Annotated in this window: 17 protein-coding genes; 14 read left to right on the top strand and 3 right to left on the bottom strand. The window is 73.3% G+C overall.

The features are described 5' to 3' along the window. Positions 1-539: hypothetical protein (locus ACWEGE_RS32035; protein ID WP_449664178.1), on the bottom strand; the 539-nt coding region annotated here is incomplete at its 3' end. A 47-nt stretch (positions 540-586) separates the two neighbouring features. Here ACWEGE_RS32035 and ACWEGE_RS32030 point away from each other — a divergent pair. From ACWEGE_RS32030 to ACWEGE_RS31980, 11 genes are all read left to right on the top strand, one after another. Next, positions 587-2,428, top strand: coding sequence for a dynamin family protein (locus ACWEGE_RS32030; RefSeq protein WP_449664177.1), 1,842 nt, complete (start codon positions 587-589; stop codon positions 2,426-2,428). Further along, a complete protein-coding gene (locus ACWEGE_RS32025; protein WP_449664176.1) occupies positions 2,425-3,897 on the top strand; it encodes a dynamin family protein in 1,473 nt (490 codons plus the stop codon). Before ACWEGE_RS32030 ends, ACWEGE_RS32025 begins: the two co-directional genes overlap by 4 nt. After that, on the top strand, positions 3,894-5,138 hold the full coding sequence (locus tag ACWEGE_RS32020) for a hypothetical protein (protein WP_449664175.1): 1,245 nt from the start codon (positions 3,894-3,896) through the stop codon (positions 5,136-5,138). The genes ACWEGE_RS32025 and ACWEGE_RS32020 overlap by 4 nt, the downstream gene beginning before the upstream one ends. A 1-nt stretch (position 5,139) precedes the next feature. Then, positions 5,140-6,705 (top strand): Hsp70 family protein, encoded by a 1,566-nt coding sequence (locus tag ACWEGE_RS32015; RefSeq protein WP_449664174.1) that lies wholly within the window; start codon positions 5,140-5,142, stop codon positions 6,703-6,705. A 22-nt stretch (positions 6,706-6,727) separates the two neighbouring features. Further along, positions 6,728-7,051, top strand: a complete 324-nt coding sequence (cutA, locus tag ACWEGE_RS32010; protein WP_449664173.1) for a divalent-cation tolerance protein CutA — start codon at positions 6,728-6,730, stop codon at positions 7,049-7,051. Positions 7,052-7,060: 9 nt separating this feature from the next. Continuing rightward, entirely contained in the window at positions 7,061-7,768 is a 708-nt protein-coding gene (locus ACWEGE_RS32005) for an RraA family protein (protein WP_449664172.1), read from the top strand. A gap of 67 nt (positions 7,769-7,835) precedes the next feature. Continuing rightward, positions 7,836-8,300 carry a DUF6292 family protein gene (locus tag ACWEGE_RS32000; protein ID WP_449664171.1) on the top strand — a complete coding sequence of 155 codons (465 nt, stop codon included), beginning with the start codon at positions 7,836-7,838 and terminating at the stop codon, positions 8,298-8,300. Positions 8,301-8,428: 128 nt separating this feature from the next. After that, positions 8,429-9,076 (top strand): response regulator transcription factor, encoded by a 648-nt coding sequence (locus ACWEGE_RS31995; RefSeq protein WP_449664170.1) that lies wholly within the window; start codon positions 8,429-8,431, stop codon positions 9,074-9,076. A 71-nt stretch (positions 9,077-9,147) separates the two neighbouring features. Next, positions 9,148-9,546 carry an ATP-binding protein gene (locus ACWEGE_RS31990; RefSeq protein ID WP_449664169.1) on the top strand — a complete coding sequence of 133 codons (399 nt, stop codon included), beginning with the start codon at positions 9,148-9,150 and terminating at the stop codon, positions 9,544-9,546. 50 nt (positions 9,547-9,596) lie between these two features. Continuing rightward, positions 9,597-11,018 (top strand): PAS domain-containing sensor histidine kinase, encoded by a 1,422-nt coding sequence (locus ACWEGE_RS31985; protein ID WP_449664168.1) that lies wholly within the window; start codon positions 9,597-9,599, stop codon positions 11,016-11,018. After that, positions 11,015-11,395 (top strand): response regulator, encoded by a 381-nt coding sequence (locus ACWEGE_RS31980; protein ID WP_449664167.1) that lies wholly within the window; start codon positions 11,015-11,017, stop codon positions 11,393-11,395. Before ACWEGE_RS31985 ends, ACWEGE_RS31980 begins: the two co-directional genes overlap by 4 nt. 6 nt (positions 11,396-11,401) lie before the next feature. On the opposite strand, the gene ACWEGE_RS31975 is transcribed toward ACWEGE_RS31980, so the two are convergent. Continuing rightward, complete coding sequence (locus ACWEGE_RS31975; protein ID WP_449664166.1) at positions 11,402-11,794, bottom strand: STAS domain-containing protein; 393 nt, start codon at positions 11,792-11,794, stop codon at positions 11,402-11,404. Between the two features lie 224 nt (positions 11,795-12,018). On the opposite strand from ACWEGE_RS31975, the gene ACWEGE_RS31970 reads away from it, so the two are divergent. Both ACWEGE_RS31970 and ACWEGE_RS31965 read left to right on the top strand, forming a co-directional pair. After that, on the top strand, positions 12,019-12,327 hold the full coding sequence (locus ACWEGE_RS31970; protein ID WP_449664165.1) for a DUF4326 domain-containing protein: 309 nt from the start codon (positions 12,019-12,021) through the stop codon (positions 12,325-12,327). 46 nt (positions 12,328-12,373) lie between these two features. Continuing rightward, entirely contained in the window at positions 12,374-14,947 is a 2,574-nt protein-coding gene (locus tag ACWEGE_RS31965) for a hypothetical protein (protein ID WP_449664164.1), read from the top strand. Between the two features lie 27 nt (positions 14,948-14,974). Here ACWEGE_RS31965 and ACWEGE_RS31960 read toward each other — a convergent pair whose 3' ends face one another. After that, positions 14,975-16,420, bottom strand: coding sequence for a phenylacetate--CoA ligase family protein (locus ACWEGE_RS31960; RefSeq protein WP_449664163.1), 1,446 nt, complete (start codon positions 16,418-16,420; stop codon positions 14,975-14,977). Between the two features lie 28 nt (positions 16,421-16,448). On the opposite strand from ACWEGE_RS31960, the gene ACWEGE_RS31955 reads away from it, so the two are divergent. Continuing rightward, positions 16,449-16,937, top strand: a complete 489-nt coding sequence (locus ACWEGE_RS31955; RefSeq protein ID WP_449664162.1) for a MarR family winged helix-turn-helix transcriptional regulator — start codon at positions 16,449-16,451, stop codon at positions 16,935-16,937. Positions 16,938-17,587: the final 650 nt, after the last annotated feature.

Here is a 17,587-nt window from a genome sequence, read left to right as displayed (position 1 = left end):
CGGGTGGGCACGGTGGGAACCAGTTCAACGAGCAGGCCTCGACGGGTGGCCGCGGTGGCGACGTCTTCCAGAACGAGCAGGGCTCGGGTGGGCACGGTGGGAACCAGTTCAACGAGCAGGCCTCGACGGGTGGCCGCGGTGGCGACGTCTTCCAGAACGAGCAGGGCTCGGGTGGGCACGGCGGGAACCAGTTCAACGAGCAGGCTTCCACGGGCGGTCACGGGAGCATCTTCCAGAACGAACAGGGCCAAGGCCACGGTGGCAACCAGTTCAACGAACAGGCTTCCACGGGCGGTCACGGGAGCATCTTCCAGAACGAACAGGGCCAAGGCCACGGTGGCAACCAGTTCAACGAGCAGGCCTCCACGGGCGGTCACGGCAACATCTTCCAGAACGAACAGGCCCAGAGCCACCACGGCGGCAACCAGTTCAACGAGCAGGCGGCCACCGAGCACCACAGCCACGAACACGAGCACCACCACCACGGCGGCCACGACCACCACGACCACCACGCCGACCACCACCACGACGTCGAGCACTACTGAGCCGTCGCCGGAAACCCAGTGAACGAACCGGAGGAGCGGTCATGCAGGAGCCGAGTGGCGGGGGGCGCATCGCCCTCGACACCCTGGACCTGGCCGTCAAGGGCGCGAAGGCCTACGGGCGGGACGATCTCGTCCAGCGCCTCACCGACGCCCGGCGCCTGCTGTCCGAACCCGACGTCACCGTCTACGTCGTCGGGGAGTTCAAGCAGGGCAAGAGCTCGCTCATCAACGCCCTGCTGACCGCGAAGATCTGCCCGGTCGACGACGACATCGCGACCGCGGTGCCGACCGTCGTCCGGTACGCGCCGGAGTCCGGGGCACTGGCGACCTACGAACCGGCCGACCCGTCGTCACCGCCGTGGACCGAGCGGATCTCCCTCGAAGACCTTCCCCATCACGTCTCCGAAGCCGGCAACCCCGGCAACGTCCGCAAGCTCAAGTCGGTCACCGCGTCGATCAGCCGCCAGCTGCTCTCCGGCGGGCTGGTGCTGGTCGACACCCCCGGCGTCGGCGGGCTCGGCTCGCTGCACAACGCCGTCACCGTGAGCTCACTCCCGCGAGCGCACGCCGTCCTCTTCCTCTCCGACGCCTCGCAGGAACTCACCGCCGCCGAGCTGCGGTTCCTCCGCACGGTGAAGGAACTCTGCCCGGCCGTCTTCTTCGTCCTCACCAAGATCGACCTCTACCCGCAGTGGCGGCGCATCCTCGAACTCAACGCCGGCCACCTCGAAGCCTGCGGTCTCACCATCGACACGGTCGCCGTGTCCTCGGAGCTCCGCACCATCGCCGCCCGCTCGGCCGACCAGGAGATGAACGTCGAATCCGGCTTCCCGCAGCTGGTCAAGCGGCTGCAAGGCGTGGTCGGCGACGCCGAACGGGCCGCGCTCAACGCCATCGGCCTGCACGTCGGGTCCGCCGTCGGCCAGCTGCACGCCGCGCTGCGCGCCCGCCGCACCGCGCTCGCCCACCCGGAACAGTCCGCCGCGCTGGTCGCGGAGCTGGACCGGGTCAACGACCGCGTCGACGCGCTGCGCAGCCAGTCCGCCAAGTGGCAGCAGCTGCTCTTCGACGGCTTCGCCGACATTTCGTCCGATGTGGACTACGACCTGCGCGCCCGCTCCCGCGGCGTCCTCCACGAGGCCGAAGAGGCCATCGAAGAAGGCGATCCGGCCAAGAACTGGGCCGAGTTCGAGAAGTGGCTGCGGCAGCGCCTGGCGAACGAGACGCTCGAGAACTACACGACGTTCGTCAAGCAGGCCAGGGTTCTGGCCGGCCGGGTCGCCGACCACTTCGAACTCGCCGAGTCCCAGGCCGTGCTGCCGCGCGAGGTCCAAGCCCCGGTGAAGGTCGTCGAGGAGATCGACATCGACTCCTCCTTCACCGGCGTCAAGACCCGCGGCGCCACCGGGATGGCCGCGTTCCAGAAGGCCTACAGCGGCTTCCTGATGTTCTCCATGCTCACCAAGATGGCCGCGCTGGCCATCCCGACGCCGTTCGGGGTCGCGGCCGGCCTGCTGATGGGCCGGTCCGGCTTCGCCGACGAGCGCAAGCGGCAGCTGGAGAAGCGCCGCGGCCTGGCCAAGACCGCGGTGCGCCGGTTCGTCGACGAGTTCAACCTCCAGGTCGGCAAGGATTCCCGCGACGCGCTGCGGACCGTCCAAAGAGAACTCCGGGACGCCTACAGCGCGCGTGTGGAAGAACTGCAGCGCTCCCTCACCGAAGCCCTCGCCAACGCCAAGAAAGCCGTGGTCGACGACGACGCCGAGGCCGCGGAGCTCAAGCGGCTGGAGGCCGACATCGAAGCCCTCGAGGTGCTGGGCCGCCGTGCCGAGGAGCTCACCGTCCGCAGCACCCCCCAGCCCGTGAAGGCGGTGGCCCGATGACTCCGCTGCACCTGCAGGTCCGCGGGTTCGTCGCCCGCGCGTGCGCCGGGTACGCCGGTTCGCCCGCCGAGCCGCAGCTGCGGCAGATCGCCGGCCGGCTCGCCGAGCCGCTGCGCGTCGCGATCGCCGGTCGCGTCAAGGCCGGCAAGTCCACCCTGCTCAACGCCCTGGTCGGCCAGGAGCTGGCGGCGACCGACGCGGGGGAGTGCACCCGCGTCGTGACCTGGTACCGCAACGGCCCGACCTACCGGATCATGCTGCACCCGGTCCGCGGCATGCCGCGCCAGCTGCCCTTCGGCCGCCTGTCCGGCACCCTCGGGCTCGACCTCGGCATGACGCCCGAGGACGTCGACCGGCTCGTCGTCGACTGGCCGTCGCCCGCCCTGCGCGCGATGACGCTGATCGACACGCCCGGGCTCGGCTCGGCGCGCGCGGAGGTCTCGGGCCGCACCGAAGCGGCGCTGGTGCCCGAGGGTGACGGCGTGGGCACCGCGGACGCCGTGGTGTACCTGATGCGGCACGTGCACGGCGACGACGTCCGGTTCCTCGACGCCTTCCACGACGACCCGGCGCAACGCCGCCCGGTGAACACCATCGGCGTGCTGGCGAAGGCCGACGAAGTGGGGCACGCCCGGACCGACGCGCTCGACTCGGCGGCGAAGATCGCCGGACGCTACGCCCGGGACTCCCGCGTCCGCGGGCTCTGCCAGACCGTGGTCCCGGTGGCCGGGCTGCTGGCCAGCTCCGCGGCGACGCTCAAGGAATCCGAGTTCCGCGCGTTCCGGCGGCTCGCGGCCGCACCGGAAGCCGAGGTGGCGCGGCTGCTGGTGTCGGCCGACCGGTTCGCCGGCGCGGCCGAAGTGGACGTCCCCGCAGCCGAACGCGCCGAGCTGCTGGCCCGCTACGGCCTGTTCGGCGTGCGGCTGGCGCTCGAGCTGGTCGGCGGCGAGCTGGTGACCGGCGCCCGGGCGCTGTCGGGCGAGCTGCTGGCCCGCAGCGGCCTGCACCGCCTCCGGTCGCTGCTGACCACGCAGTTCACCGCGCGGGCCGACGTGCTCAAGGCCCGGTCGGCGCTGCAGGCGGTGGAGCAGGTGCTGCGCGCCTACCCGGACCGCACCGGCGGCCTGCTGCACGAATGGGAGCGGATCGTCGCCGGGGCGCACGAGTTCGCCGAGATCCGGCTGATCGATGCGATCCGGCTCGGCGTCGTCCTGTTCACCACCGACGAAGCCCACGACGCGGAACGGCTGCTCGGCGCGACCGGGGTCGACGTGCCGAGCCGGCTGGGCCTGCCGGGTAACGCGAGCCGCGCCGCGATCCGGCAGGCGCTCGGCGCGCAGCTGCTGAGGTGGCAGCGGCGCGCCGAGCACCCTGCGTCCCCGCGCGACGTCCGCGACGCGGCGCGGGTGCTGGTCCGCACCTGCGAAGGAATCCTGCTCAGCGAAGCCAGGGCGGAGGTCTTGTCGTGACCGAGCAGCCGAAAGGCAAGATCAGGAAGGCCGTGACGGCCGCCGCCGGCGCCATCGCCTCCGAGGTGGTGGGCAACGTGCTCACACCGGGCTCACCCGGTGCGGCCCCGCGGCCGGAACCCGCCGCGACCGAAACCCCGCACGCGGACACCGGCCACGAATACGTGCCGCACGTCGAGACCAGCACGGTGACCCGGGGCGAGGACGGTTCCGTCGAAGCCCGCACGGGCACGGTCTGGCACCCCGAGACCACCGGAGGCGCGCCGGCCGAGGACCTGCCCACCGTCGAGGAGTTCGAGCAGATCGACGTCCGTGAAGACGAGTTCGGCAACTTCGTCATCGACGCCACCGAGCGGTTCGTGGTGCACAACCACGGCCACGACGAGGTGTACGTCGACCACCAGCACCTCGTCGTCCCCGGCGACGGCACCCCCGGCGACACGGACATCGACATCGTCCAGGACGCCGACATCGTCATCCACGAGAACCCGGACGGCACGATCACGGTGGCGCACGAGGGGTCGCTGACCTACGAGCTCACCCCCGACGCGCCGGGACACGGCGACATCGAGGTGTTCCAGGAGGAGACGGTGCTCCTCGACGAGGCCGAGACCGGCCCGCCCGGCATCGAGGTCGGGGTCGCCGTGGACGAGCAGGCCAAGGCCGACGACCCGTTCGGCGAGCCCGCCGGGCCGACCGTGCACCAGACCGAGGTGGTCACGGACAAGGGCCGCGGCGCCGCGGTGACCGTGCAGGCCACCGCGCCGGCACCGGCCCTGCCCGGCCCGCCGCCCCCGCCGGTCGTCCCGACCGGCCGCCTGCCGTCCACAGTGGACAGCGCGCCGGTGGCCGTCGAGACCACGCTGGCGGCTTCGGCTTCGCTCGCCGAGCACCCGGTCCCGCGGCACAGCTTCGCCACCGGGCGCGAACCGGAGCACCACGACGCCGGCGAGGTCACCGGCACCCGGCCGCACCCGGCGGAGGAGGAGCACCCGTTCGAGCCACCGGCGCACCCGGGCAGCGCGGAGGAGAAGCCCCCGTTCGAGCCGCCGCGGCACGACCAGCCGGACCCCGTGCCGGACGCGCGGCACCTGTCGGACGACCCGCCACCGGAGCCGCACGGCCTGCCGCCGGAGGAGCCACTCGCGCCGGCGGCACCCGAAGACCACCTTGAGGAGCCGGAGCCGGTTCCCGCGGACCACCCGGCTTGGGACCACACGCACACCGGCGGCGGAGGCTGACATGAGCTACGGACTGGGCATCGACCTCGGCACCACCTTCACCGCCGCCGCGGTCGACCGGGACGGCCACGTCGAGATGGTCTCCCTCGGCGACCGCACGGCGGCCATCCCTTCGGTGGTGCTGCTGCGGGCCGACGGCGGCGTGCTCGTCGGCGACGCGGCGAGCCGGCGCGCGGCCGTCGAACCCGACCGCGTCGCGCGGGAGTTCAAGCGGCGCCTGGGCGACCCGACGCCGGTGCTGCTCGGCGGCGCCCCGCACTCGGTGGCGTCGCTGATGGCCCACCTGCTCGGGTCCGTGGTGCGGACGGTCGCCGGGCAGCAGGGCGGCCGCCCGGACCGGATCACGCTCACCCACCCGGCGAACTGGGGACCGTACAAGCGGGAGCTGTTCGAGCAGGTGCCGAAGCTGACCGGGATCGACCACGTCGGCCTGATCACCGAGCCCGAGGCCGCGGCGGCGCACTACGCCGCCCAGGAGCGCCTCGACGAGGGCGCGGTCGTCGCGGTGTACGACCTCGGCGGCGGCACGTTCGACGCGACGGTGCTGCGGAAGCGCACCGGCGGGTTCGAAATCCTCGGCACCCCGGAAGGCATCGAGGGCTTGGGCGGGATCGACTTCGACGAGGCCGTGTTCGGGCACGTCGACCGGGCGCTCGACGGCAAGCTGGCGGAGATCGACCCGGACGACCCGCGCGCGGTGGCGGCGGTCGTGCGGCTGCGCCAGGAATGCGTGCTGGCGAAGGAAGCCCTGTCCGCGGACACCGAAGCGGCGGTCCCGGTGCTGCTGCCGTCGGTGCAGACCGAGGTCCGGCTGACCCGCGGCGAGTTCGAGGAGATGATCCGCCCGTCGATCACGGCGACGATCGGGTCGCTGCACCGCGCCCTGCGCTCGGCGAACCTGCGCCCGGCCGACCTCGGTGCGGTGCTGCTGGTGGGCGGCTCGTCGCGGATCCCGCTGGTGTCCCAGCTGGTTTCCGCGGAGCTCGGCCGTCCGACCGCGGTCGACATCCACCCGAAGTACGGCGTCGCGCTCGGCGCGGCGGCGCTCGCCTCCGGCCGCTCCGGGCTGGTGCCGGCGACGGCGCCGAGGCCGGCGAGCCCGCCGGTGGCCGCCGTCTCGAGCGTGCCGCCGCCGCGGCGGGAAACGCGCGAACCGGCGGGGCCCGCGTTCGGAGCGGGTGCGCCGCCGCCGTCGCTGGGCCGTGCCAAGGGCGGCTCGACCCCGGGGCGGCGGGCCTCCCGCCGCGGCGTGGTGGTGGGCCTGTGCGCGGTCGCGGTCGTGGCCATCGGCGGCGTGGCGGTGGCGGTGAGCAGCTCCGGGGGCAGCCCGTCGGGGAACACCCCGGTGCCGGCGACGACTTCGGCGAGCGAGACACCCTCGCTGGTGACGCTGCCGCCGCCGGAGACCGCGGAGACGACCCACGCGACGGTGAACCCGCCGCACACCAACCCGCCGCCGGCGACCCGCCGCAAGACACCGACCCGCACGACGACGCCGACCACCACGACGACCCCGACGACGACCACGACCCCGACGACCACGACGACCACGAAGAAGACGACCTGACCGCGGCGGTAGCCTCGCCGGCATGGCGGCAGAACACGTGATCGTGACGTCCACGACCTACTCGGAAGCGGCGGCCCGCGAGCTCGCCACCCAGGCGGTGGACGCCCGCCTCGGCGCCTGCGCCCAGATCGTCGGCCCGATCACCAGCGTCTACCGGTGGGGCGGCGCGGTGCAGACCGACCAGGAGTGGCGGGTCGAAATCAAGACCACCGCCGAGCGCGTCCCGGCGCTCACCGAACGCCTCCGGCAGCTGCACAGCTACGAACTGCCGGAGGTCGTCGCCACCCCGATCACCGGCGGCAGCGCCGAATACCTGGCGTGGCTGACCACCGAGACCGCTGGCTAGATTCGGCGCATGGACCACGATGGACTCAGACAGCGGTTCGCGACGCTGACCACGGCTCACCTCGCCGACGCGTGCATCCGCGCCGGGCTCCCGGTGCGCTGTGCGCCGTCGCCGACGCGGGCGGTGGTGCCGGGGAGCCGCCTGTTCGGCCCGGCCGTGCCGGCCCGGCACGTCGGCAGCGTCGACGTCTTCCTCGAAGCGTTCGAGGACGCCCCCGCCGGCGGTGTGCTGGTGGTCGACAACGGCGGCCGGCTCGACGAAAGCTGCGTCGGCGACCTCGTCGTCCTGGAGGCGCGCGCCGCCGGGCTCTCCGGCGTGGTCATCTGGGGCCTGCACCGCGACACCGCCGACATCCGCGCCATCGGGCTGCCGGTGTTCAGCCTCGGCTCGCTGCCCACCGGCCCGCTCAGCCTCGGCCCGCGCGTCGAGGGCGGGCTGGCCGAGGCGATCGTCGGGACGTGGCGGATCGGGCCGGCGGACCTCGTGCTGGGTGACGACGACGGTGTCCTCTTCGTCCCGCTCGCCCAGGCGGGTGAACTGTTCGCCCTCGCCGAGGGAATCCGCGACACCGAACGGCGCCAGGCCGACCGCATCCGCGGCGGCGAACCATTGCGCGAACAGCTCCGCTTCGGTGAATTCCTGGCGGCCCGCAAAACGAATCCGTCCTTGACTTTCCGCGCCCATCTGCGGGCCGTGGGCGGGGCCATCGAGGAATGAGCTCGAAAGTGTGATCCCTCGCTGAATCGGGTATTCCGGGCCTGCAGCGGGTGCGGGAGGCGGAACCATGAACACGCTCATCGGCTTCGGCAGGGACATCGAATACCACTTCGCCCGGGGACTGCGGGCCTATCTCGGCCGGGTGGCCCAGGCGGTCGGCGTCGGGTTCGAGTCGTGCTCGCTCGACCTCGACGTGCCGTCCTCCGGGTACGTCGCGCTCGACCGCACGCTCCCGGACCGGCCGGGGCAGGACCTGGCCCTCATCTGGGACGAGGTGCACGGCTGGTCGGCGGTCGTCGAGCCCGCCGTCGGGGGCGCGCCGAAGGTGCTCGCCTACCTCGGCGGCCCGGAGGTCTTGCCCGCGCCCCGCGCGGTCTCCCGGTTCCTCGAGGTGCTGAGGGTCGCCGGGCCGCCCGCCGGCGCGTTCCGGCCGCCGGTGTTCCGGGCGGCCGGTCACCACGAGGACCTCGTCGACTGGCTGCCGGTCGCCGGCCCGGAGGGGCTGTTGCGGCCCAGTTCCCCCGCCTGGTGACCGGCGGCGGTCCCGTGCCCGGACGCCTAGGATGGGCGGTCACACCGCTTTCGGGGGTCCGGGTGGCGGACCCCCGGCCTCGGGGCGAAGCCCCGGTCTCACCGTCGCCACCGGAGTGAGGGAACACCGTGAGCAGCGCCGAGGAGCCTCGACCCGTTCGTGTCCTGCTCGTCGAGGACCACGACATGGTCGCCGAAGCGCTGCAGCTGGCCCTCGACCGCGCCGACGGCATCACCGTGGTCGGCCGGGCCCGGTCCCGGGCGGAGGCGGTGGCCGACGTGCTCGAACTCGACCCGGACGTCGTGGTGCTGGACCGGCGGCTCGCCGACGGAGACGCGCTCGGCGTCGTCGCGCGGCTCGGCGCGGGCGGCGCGCGGGTGCTGGTGCTGACCGGTGACGCGACGCCCGCGATCGCCGTGCAGGTGGCCAAGGCGGGCGGCGCGGGGCTGCTGCTGAAGTCCTCCCAGCTCGGCGTGCTCGAATCCGCCGTGCGGGACGTGGCCGCCGGCGGCGTGGTCTTCGACCCGGAGCTGCTGCCCGGCGTGTTCGACCGGCTCACCGGCCGGGGCACGGGTGGTGGCGCGGCACTGACCGCACGGGAGCGCGAGACGCTCGACCTGCTCGCCGAAGGCGCGACCACGGAGGAGATCGGCCGTCGGCTGGGCGTCTCCCGCAACACCACGCGCAACCACGTCCAGCGGGTGCTGGAAAAGCTCGGCGCGCGGTCGAAGCTCGAAGCCGTCGCGGTGGCCCGCCGGGAGGGCCTCATCGGCTGATGCAGTTGCACCAGGGGGGTGGGGGCTTTTGCATCTCGCGCCGCCGGGTGCGCTTCGAGCAGGCTTGCGGCGTGAACATCCCTGTCCCGCTCACCGCGGAGTGCGTGCTGTCCGGCTCGGCGGGCGGGCTCGCCCTCGCACGCCGGTTCACCCGGCTCGCCCTGCTGGCCTGGACCGACGGCGCCGGCGTCGACGACGCGCTGCTGGTGGTCACCGAGCTCGCGACGAACGCGCTGCGCCACGCCGGCGGCGACCCGGTCCTGCGGCTGACCGTGGAAGGCGCGGACGTGCGCATCGAGGTCTTCGACGACAACCCGGCGCCCCCGGTGCGGCGCCCCGCGGGAGCCGACGGCGGCTGGGGTCTCGCCCTCGTCGACCGGCTGTCCTCGGTGCGGGGAACCGCCCGCCACGGCCGCGGGAAGGTGGTCTGGTGCGTCCTGCCCGCCTCGCCCGCCGAGCTCGCGGGCTGAGCCGGGTCCGTTGCCGTGCCGGCCGGGTGCCGATCCGGCAGAGTTGCCGCATGGACGACGACCGGTTCCGGCTGCTGGTGCAGGGCGTGCTGGACTACGGGATCTTCATGCTGGACACCCAGGGCCGGATCTCGACGTGGAACGCCGGGGCGGAGCGCATCGAGGGGTATGCGGCGGAGGAGATCATCGGGCAGCACTTTTCGGTGTTCTACCCGGCGGAGGACGTGGCGGCGGGGAAGCCGGTGCGTGAGCTGGAGATCGCGGTCGCGGAGGGGCGGCTGGAGGACGAGGGGTGGCGGGTGCGCAAGGACGGCACCCGGTTCTGGGCGAACGTGGTGATCACCGCGCTGTACGACGAGCAGGGGCGGCTGCACGGGTTCGGGAAGGTCATCCGGGACATGACCCGGCGCCGCGCGGCCGAGCTGGCCCGGCGGGAGGGCGACGACCGGTTCCGGCTGCTGGTGCAGGGCGTGCTGGACTACGCGATCTTCATGCTGGACACCGGCGGGCACATTTCGAGCTGGAACGCGGGCGCGCAGCGGATCAAGGGGTATGCGGCGGAGGAGATCATCGGGCAGCACTTTTCGGTGTTCTACCCGGCCGAGGACATCGAGGCGGGCAAGCCGGTGCGTGAGCTGGAGATCGCGGTCGCGGAGGGGCGGCTGGAGGACGAGGGGTGGCGGGTGCGCAAGGACGGCACCCGGTTCTGGGCGAACGTGGTGATCACCGCGCTGTACGACGAGCAGGGCCGGCTGCACGGGTTCGGGAAGGTCACCCGGGACATGACCGAGCGCCGCAACGCCGAGAAGGCGCTGCGCGAACGGCGCCGGCTGGTCGGGCACCTCGTCGAGGCCCAGGAGGTGGAGCGCCGCCGGATCGCCTGGGACGTCCACGACGAGTCGATCCAGTCCATGGTGGCCGTCGGCATGCGCCTGCAGCTGCTGGCCTCCAAGCTGCCGGAACCGCACGCGAGCGCCGTCGCCGGCCTCGACGAGTCGGTCGCCGCCGCGATCGCCCGGCTGCGCGGCCTGGTCTCCCGGCTGCGGCCGCCGGAACTCGACCGGCACGGCCTGGTCGAGGCGGTCTCGGCCTACACCGACGACGTCGCCGGCCGCTGGGGGCTGGCGCACGAGGTGCGCGACGAGCTCACCGCCGAGCCGTCCCCCGAAGCGGCGATCACCGTGTACCGGATCTGCCAGGAGGCGCTCAGCAACGTCCACAAGCACGCGCGCGCCACCCGGGTCGGCGTCACGCTGTCCACAGTGGACAACGGCACGCTGGTGCGGATCGCCGACGACGGCGTCGGCACGGCCGGGGGCGACGCCGGCGCGGGTCACTTCGGGCTGGTCGAGATGCACGAACGTGCCGAGGCGGCGCACGGCTGGCTCTCGGTGGACAGCACGCCCGGCGAGGGCACCGTCGTCGAGTTCTGGCTGCCGCTGTTGCCGGACGCGACGGAGCCCGCCCCGTGACCGAGCTGCGCGTGCTGATCTCCGACGACGACGTGATGATCCGCGACGTCCTCAAGGAGGTCCTGGAATCCGAGGACGGCATCGCCGTGGTCGCGGTGGCCGGCGACGCCGACGAGGCGATCCGGCTCGCCGAGCGGCACCGGCCCGCGGTCGCCGTCCTCGACGTCCGGATGCCGGGCGGCGGCGGGGCGCGGGCGGCCCGCGAGATCGCCCGGTGCAGCCCGGAGACCGCCATCCTGGCCTTCTCCGCCTACGCCGACCGGGCCTCGATCGCCGGGCTGGCCGCGGCCGGGGTCACCGAGTACCTGGTCAAGGGCGCGCCGAACACGGCGATCGTCGAGGCCGTCCGGCGGCTGGGCCGTCAGGTGGCCGGGTGAGCGCGGTCAGCCGACCGGCCGGACGTTCGCGACGCTGTCGAAGTCGGTCGGCAGCAGCGCGAACAGCCGCCGCACCGCGCGGGACCGCCCGGCGTCGACCGTGAGGCGCGCCCCGGCCGAGTCCGCGAGCAGCTGGGCGCGCAGCAGCGAGTTCAGCCCGGCGACGGAGAAGAACGTGACGCCGTCGAGCTCGATGACGAGCTCGTCGAGCTCGCCGCGGACGCGGTCCTGCAGCACCGCGTCGAGGCGGCGGGCGGTGCCGAGGTCGACCTCGCCGGTCACCTCGACGAGCAGGGTGCGGGTGCCGGGCGAGCGCACGCGCAGGGACATGTGGCCGCCGGCGTTGAGCCAGTCGGAGGCGGTGAGCTGGTGGTCGGCCGAGCGTGGTTCGGGAACCATCGCGGCACACCCTTTCGTCAGGCAGCGGGGGCGAGCCGGACGTTGCGGGGCGGGGACGGGCGGACGAGGCCAGCCTGCCGGCCCGGGCGCGGAACGTCCGGCAGCGGCTGACGGCTCAACCGTGAGCCTTCAGCATAGTGCATGTGCACTAGGCGGACCATCGGGCGCAACCGGATGGGATGCGAACCGGTGAAAACGGACCACCTGCGGTCGAAGGAGGCCGGATGCCGACCACGGTCGTCAACCTGAAGGGGCACCGGGACGACCCGGACCACGCCGACGTCGTCTACGTCGGGCGGGCGATGCACCGCGGGGGCCGGCACCTCGACGGGTCGAAGCTGGCCAGCCCGTTCCGGCCCGGGCCGGACGGCACGCGCGAAGACGTCGTCGCCAAGTACCGCGAGCACCTGCTGTCCCGGCCGGACCTGCTCGCGCTGCTGCCGGAGCTGCGCGGTCGCCGGCTCGGGTGCTGGTGCGTCCCCGAGCCGTGCCACGCCCAGGTGATCGCCGAGCTCGCGGATAACGGCCCGTAACAGAACGGACCCCCTGTGCGAGTAAGCTGACACGAGGGGGTGAGTGATGGTGCACGCGCGGCGGCTCGGCGGGTTCGACCAGGCCGAACTGCCCGCGGCGCACCGGATCCGCTGGTGGCTCGCGGCGGTGACGTCCGGGCTCGTCGCGGCCGGCTTCGCGGTCGTGCCCTACCTGCCGTTCTTCCAGTCCTGGACGTTCGTGCGCGACCCGAAGGTCGCCACCGTGATCACCTGGACCGTGCTGCAGACGTCCGTGGTGCTCGTCTCCGCCGTCCTGACGCTGTACTTCATCGGCAAGGCGCGGCTGGAAGGCGCCGCCTACCGGGCCAACCAGATCGACATCCGGGTGTTCGCCGACGAACGGCCCGAAGGCAGCCACGACCGCGAGATCGACTCCGCCGTCGAACTGACCGCCACCTTCAAGCGGTTCCTCAACGACTCCCGCCTCTACACCCCGACGCCGGTCCCGGGCGCCGGCAGCTCGTACGACTTCCTGCAGATCGTCGAGCACGCCGGCGACGCCGCGGAGGGCTGGTGGAAGGCGGTCACCAAGGTGATCCGGCTGGCCCAGCCGCCCGCCGCGTTCACCGTCACCGGCACCGTCCGCCCCGGCAACACCCCCGGCCGCCACCAGCTGATCCTGGAACTGGTGCGCGTGCCGCGGTTCGCCGCGAGCCCGCTGGTGATCGAGGACGCGAACTGGCCGCGCGTGCTCCACCGCGCGGCGAACGCAGTGGCCGCGCTGGTCATCCCGCGCAGCGCCTACGTCCGCACGAACATCCACTGGGCGGCCTGGCGCGGCGCGAAGATCCCGTACGAGCTCTTCGACGCCTACCAGCGCGCCAACCACTTCATCGCCTACCGGCGCTACGACGAGGCCCTCGCCGAGTACTACCGCGCGGTCAGCCTCGACCCGGCCAACGTCTACATCAGGCTCGAGATCGCCGCCCTGCAGGAGCAGCTCGACCTGCACCTCGACGCGCTCGCCACCTACGACGACGTGATCACCGTCTGCAGCCGGGGGCACCCGCGGCTGGCCCGCTGGTGGATCGGCCCCGACTTCGCCCGCCAGCCCCGTCACGCCGGCCGCGGCCGCGACGTCGCCCTGCTCATCGCCCGCTACCGGCACGCGCTCGTCCTCGGCCACGGCGACTCCGTGGCCGGGTCCTGGTGGGTGCGGCGCACCACCGCGGGCGCCCCGGGCGACGCGCGGGCGCAGCGCCGCGCCGAGCTGCGGGCGGCGATCGAGCTGCGCTTCCGCCGGTACGTCGACCTCGACGTCCGCACGCGCCCGTACCCGATCCCGCGCGAGAAGCGGCTCGAGCTGCACCGGCGCGTGCTGAAGGTGCCGGTCGAGGAGCTGCTGGTCAGCGAGGCGACACCGGCGCAGCTGGCCGAGTACAACCTGCGTGCCGCCGAGATGCGCTCCTACTTCGCCGCGCTGTCCCAGTACGAGATCGAGCGGCTCATCGAGGACTACCGCCGGTTCGGCCGCCGCTGGCGCCGCAGCTGGAAGCAGCTGACGAACCGCGCCCTCGACCTGTCCCTGGTGTGGTCGGTGGTGCGGCGCGCGATGGCGGACGTCGAACCGGTGACCGGCGCGGTGCCCGAACCCCAGCCCGCCTACCCCGGCAGCCGCGTCCGGCTGGCCGACGTCTGCCCGGACCGGCGCTGGCCGCCGGACCCGGGTGCGCTCGACGCGACCGTCGAAGCCGCGGGACCCCGCCGGTCTTGGGAGGAGTGCTACAACGCGGCGAGCGTGTACGCGGTGGCGATGCTCGAAGTCGGCCCGCGCGGCGAACGCGACCTGCGCGACCGCGCGCGCAACCCGCGGCTGCTCGGCGAAGCGCGGGACGAGGTGGCCCGCCGCGCGGTCCGCGAGCTCTACCACGCGGCGACGATCAGCCACAGCGGGCGGCTGCCGGAGCGCCGCTCCTGGGTGATGGGGGAGGACCCGGACCTCGCGGCCCTGCGCGGCCACGAGCTGTTCCGCGTCTTCGAGATGGTGACCTTCTCGCCGGACCGCGCGGCGCCGCTGCGGCCGCAACGCGCCCACGTCTGGGAACAGGTCGGCTACGTCCGCCGGCTGGTCGCCGAGATCGCCGGCTGCCGGGCGCACTTCTGGCGCGCCCGCGCGCTCGACGAAGGCCCGCCGGTGGACGGCCGCACACTCGACCGCTGGCGTGCCGCCGACCGCGACGCCTGGCGGAAGCTGGCGAACCTGGCGGCCGGGAAACAGGACTGGTACACGCGCTACCAGGCGATCTGCGCGTTCCGCGAGTGGGCGGCCGAGTCCGGCTACCCGGGCTCGATCGCCGGATTCCCGTTGTACTGCGAGGAAAGCCTGCACGCCCAGCTGCGTGGCGCGGCCGGCCGGGGCGCGAAGACGAACTTCGACGCGAACATCGTCGTCCGCGAGTACGTCCGCCTGTGCGACCGCCGCCTGGACCACCTGGTGGCGGACGTGGCGGAACTCGAGCAGACCCCGGTGGCGCTGGAGGACTTCGCGGCGCGCGCGGAACTGTGGGCGGCGCTGTGTTCGTGGTTCGACGACGACATCGCCGACGGCTCGTCGGCCGACGAGCGCCGCGAACGGTTCCGCAAGCTCGCGCGTCCGTGATCGGTGCCGGTCGGCCGGCGGGCCGGGCTAGGACGGCCGCGTGTAGCGGTGCTTGACCCCGGCCGGGAAGTACTCGGGGTCGCCCGCCGGGCGCAGCACGACGTCGGGCAGCTGCCGCTCCGCCGGGACGTAGTGCGCGAACTCGCTGTTCAGCCGCACGAGCTGGGCCCGCACGGCCGCCGCGATCCGGCCGGCGTCGGCGGTGGCGCCCGGTGCCGTCTCGACCGTGATGCGCAGCCGTCGGTCGCGGTCGGCGTCTTCGACCGACTCGACGACGAACTTGCCGGTGACCGTGTCGCTGATGCCCGGCTGCTCCAGGCCCACGGTCACGTTCTCCGGGTAGACGTTCGCCCCGAAGAACGACACCGTGAACAGCGACCGGCCGAACACGTAGACGAACGGCAGGTCCGGGCCCGGTGGCGGGGTGAAGCCGTGCCGGGCGCAGAAGCCGAGGAGCTCCTCGTGCGGCAGGAGCCCGCCGTCGTCGGCGAGGTGGTAGCGGATCAGCGGGATGCCGCCGTCGGCCGTGATGACCAGGGTGCCCTCGTGCACCTCGAAGAAGCGGCTCGCCGGGTCGTACTGCACCAGCGTCGGGAGCCGCGCGTCGCCGAAGACCTCGCTGGCCAGGTCCGGGCGGCCGGCGAAGAACCGGCGGATCCCCGCCGACCGCGGCGTTTCGGTGCCGAGCACGCCGGCGTCGGCCGTGCCGTACAGCGACGCGATGTCGCGGACCGGGTCGGCGATCCCGGCGCGCCGGGCGACCAGCTCGCGCCACTGCTCGCTGAACACCTCGCCGGCCAGCACGAGCTTGAGCGCGTACGCGGGCCAGGCGATGCCTTCGGCGAGGCCGGTGTCGACGACGTCCTTGACGAACGGCGGGTACCCCAGCAGCACGACCTGGTCGAAGTGCGGCGCGAGCTCGGGCAGCACGCGCAGGATCTCGGCCTTGTTGTTGCCGGGGGCCACGACGGTGATCGGGCAGCCCTTGGCGGCGAGGTGGCGCACGCACGCCGTGGTGAACAGGCCGCCCACCCAGGTGCCGAGCGGGAAGCAGACGACGGCGAGCGTGCGGCGCCGATCGGCCTCGAAGGCGCCGGCCAGCACCTGTTCGAACCGCCTCGCGACGTGCAGTTCGTCTTCGAGCGCCCGGGGCCACACGGTCGGGTGGCCGCTGGAGCCCGAGGAAACGGCGATCATGTCGAGCCCGTCGAACGTGCCGCCGCGGCAGAGCTCGGGCAGCGGGTACTTCCGGTGGTAGCCCTCCTTGCCGACCAGCGGCAGGGTGCGGAAATCGGCCATCGTCGCGATGGTCTGCGGTTCGATCCCGTGCTCCCGCAGGAATTCCCGGTACGCGGGCACGGTTTCCGCGGTGCGGCGGAACAACTCGAGGACGTGGTTTTCCGGCGGCGGTTCCGCGGCCGCGAAGAACGTGTCGAACGCCTGCCGCACGCGGGTCTGCCGACCGAGGTCCATGATCGGAGCATAGCGGCGGACGCGTGCCATGATGGGCGCCGTGAGCACCTCGGCCCAGGAGCACCCCGCCGGCCCGCCGTTGACCCTGTACCTGGTCAAGCGGCTCGAGCTGGTGATCAGGGCCCTGCTCGACGACGCGCTGCGGCCGCTCGGGCTCACGACGCTGCAGTACACGGCGCTGACCGTGCTCGAAGCCAGCGGCGCGCTGTCTTCGGCGCAGCTGGCCCGCCGGTCGTTCCTGCGGCCGCAGACCATGCACGAAATGGTGCTGACGCTGGAAAAGCGCGGCTTGATCGCGCGGACCCCGAAGGCGGGCAACAAGCGCGTCCTGCTGGCCGGCCTCACCGACGCCGGGCGGGCGCTGCTCGCGGGCTGCGCACCGGCGGTCGCGGAGCTGGAGAACGCGCTCCTGGCCGAGATGAGCCCGGGCCAGCGCGCGACGTTCCGCGAAGGCCTGCAGCACGGCGTCACGGCACTGGGAGCGCTGTCAGGACAGCGGCGGGCGCAGGAAGCCTGAATTCGGCGGAGGTACCGCTGGGCGGGCACCTGGTCCATCCACCTCACCCGACTGGAGTCTCAAGTCAGGCATGTGGAGACCGAAATACTAGGCCGGACGAGTGGAAGCGCCGGACGGCCCGTAGCAGGGGTGTGGTGCGGGCCGTTGGAGGGTACGTCCCAGGCCTGTTCTCACCGTGGAGGTTCGCCGACGTGACCGGGGCTAGCGAGGTGGGCGGCGTGTCAGTCGCCGCTCGCCGGCTGCTGGTACTGGCGGGAGCGGTGGCGGGCATCTGGCTGGCGATGTGGCTGACGTCCGGCGACGCCGACGCGGCGCCCCGGGCCGAGGACCCGGTGGGCGCGGTGGTTGCGCCCGCGCTGGGCACCAGGCTCCCGGAGGCCGGGGTTGCGGTCCGGGGTGTCTTGCGGGTTCCGGGAGCGGGTGCTGGTGCGGCACCTCGCGAGACGGTGGCTTCTCCTGGGGGCGTTGCGGGGACTGGGTCGGGGCGTGGCGCCGGGGTGGTTGCTTCCCCGGTTGCGCCGGTTTCGGCTGGTCCGATGGGGCGCGCTGCGGGTGATGTGGTTTCGCCAGTGGGTGGGGGCGCCGCTGCGCCGGTGGGGCGTGCCACAGGTGGTGTGGTTTCGCCGGTGAGTGGAGCCGCGGCCGCAGTT

This window comes from Amycolatopsis sp. NPDC004747, from assembly GCF_053601335.1.
The sequence above is the reverse complement of the archived record's forward strand: the minus strand, read 5'-3'. Positions and strand labels throughout refer to the sequence as shown.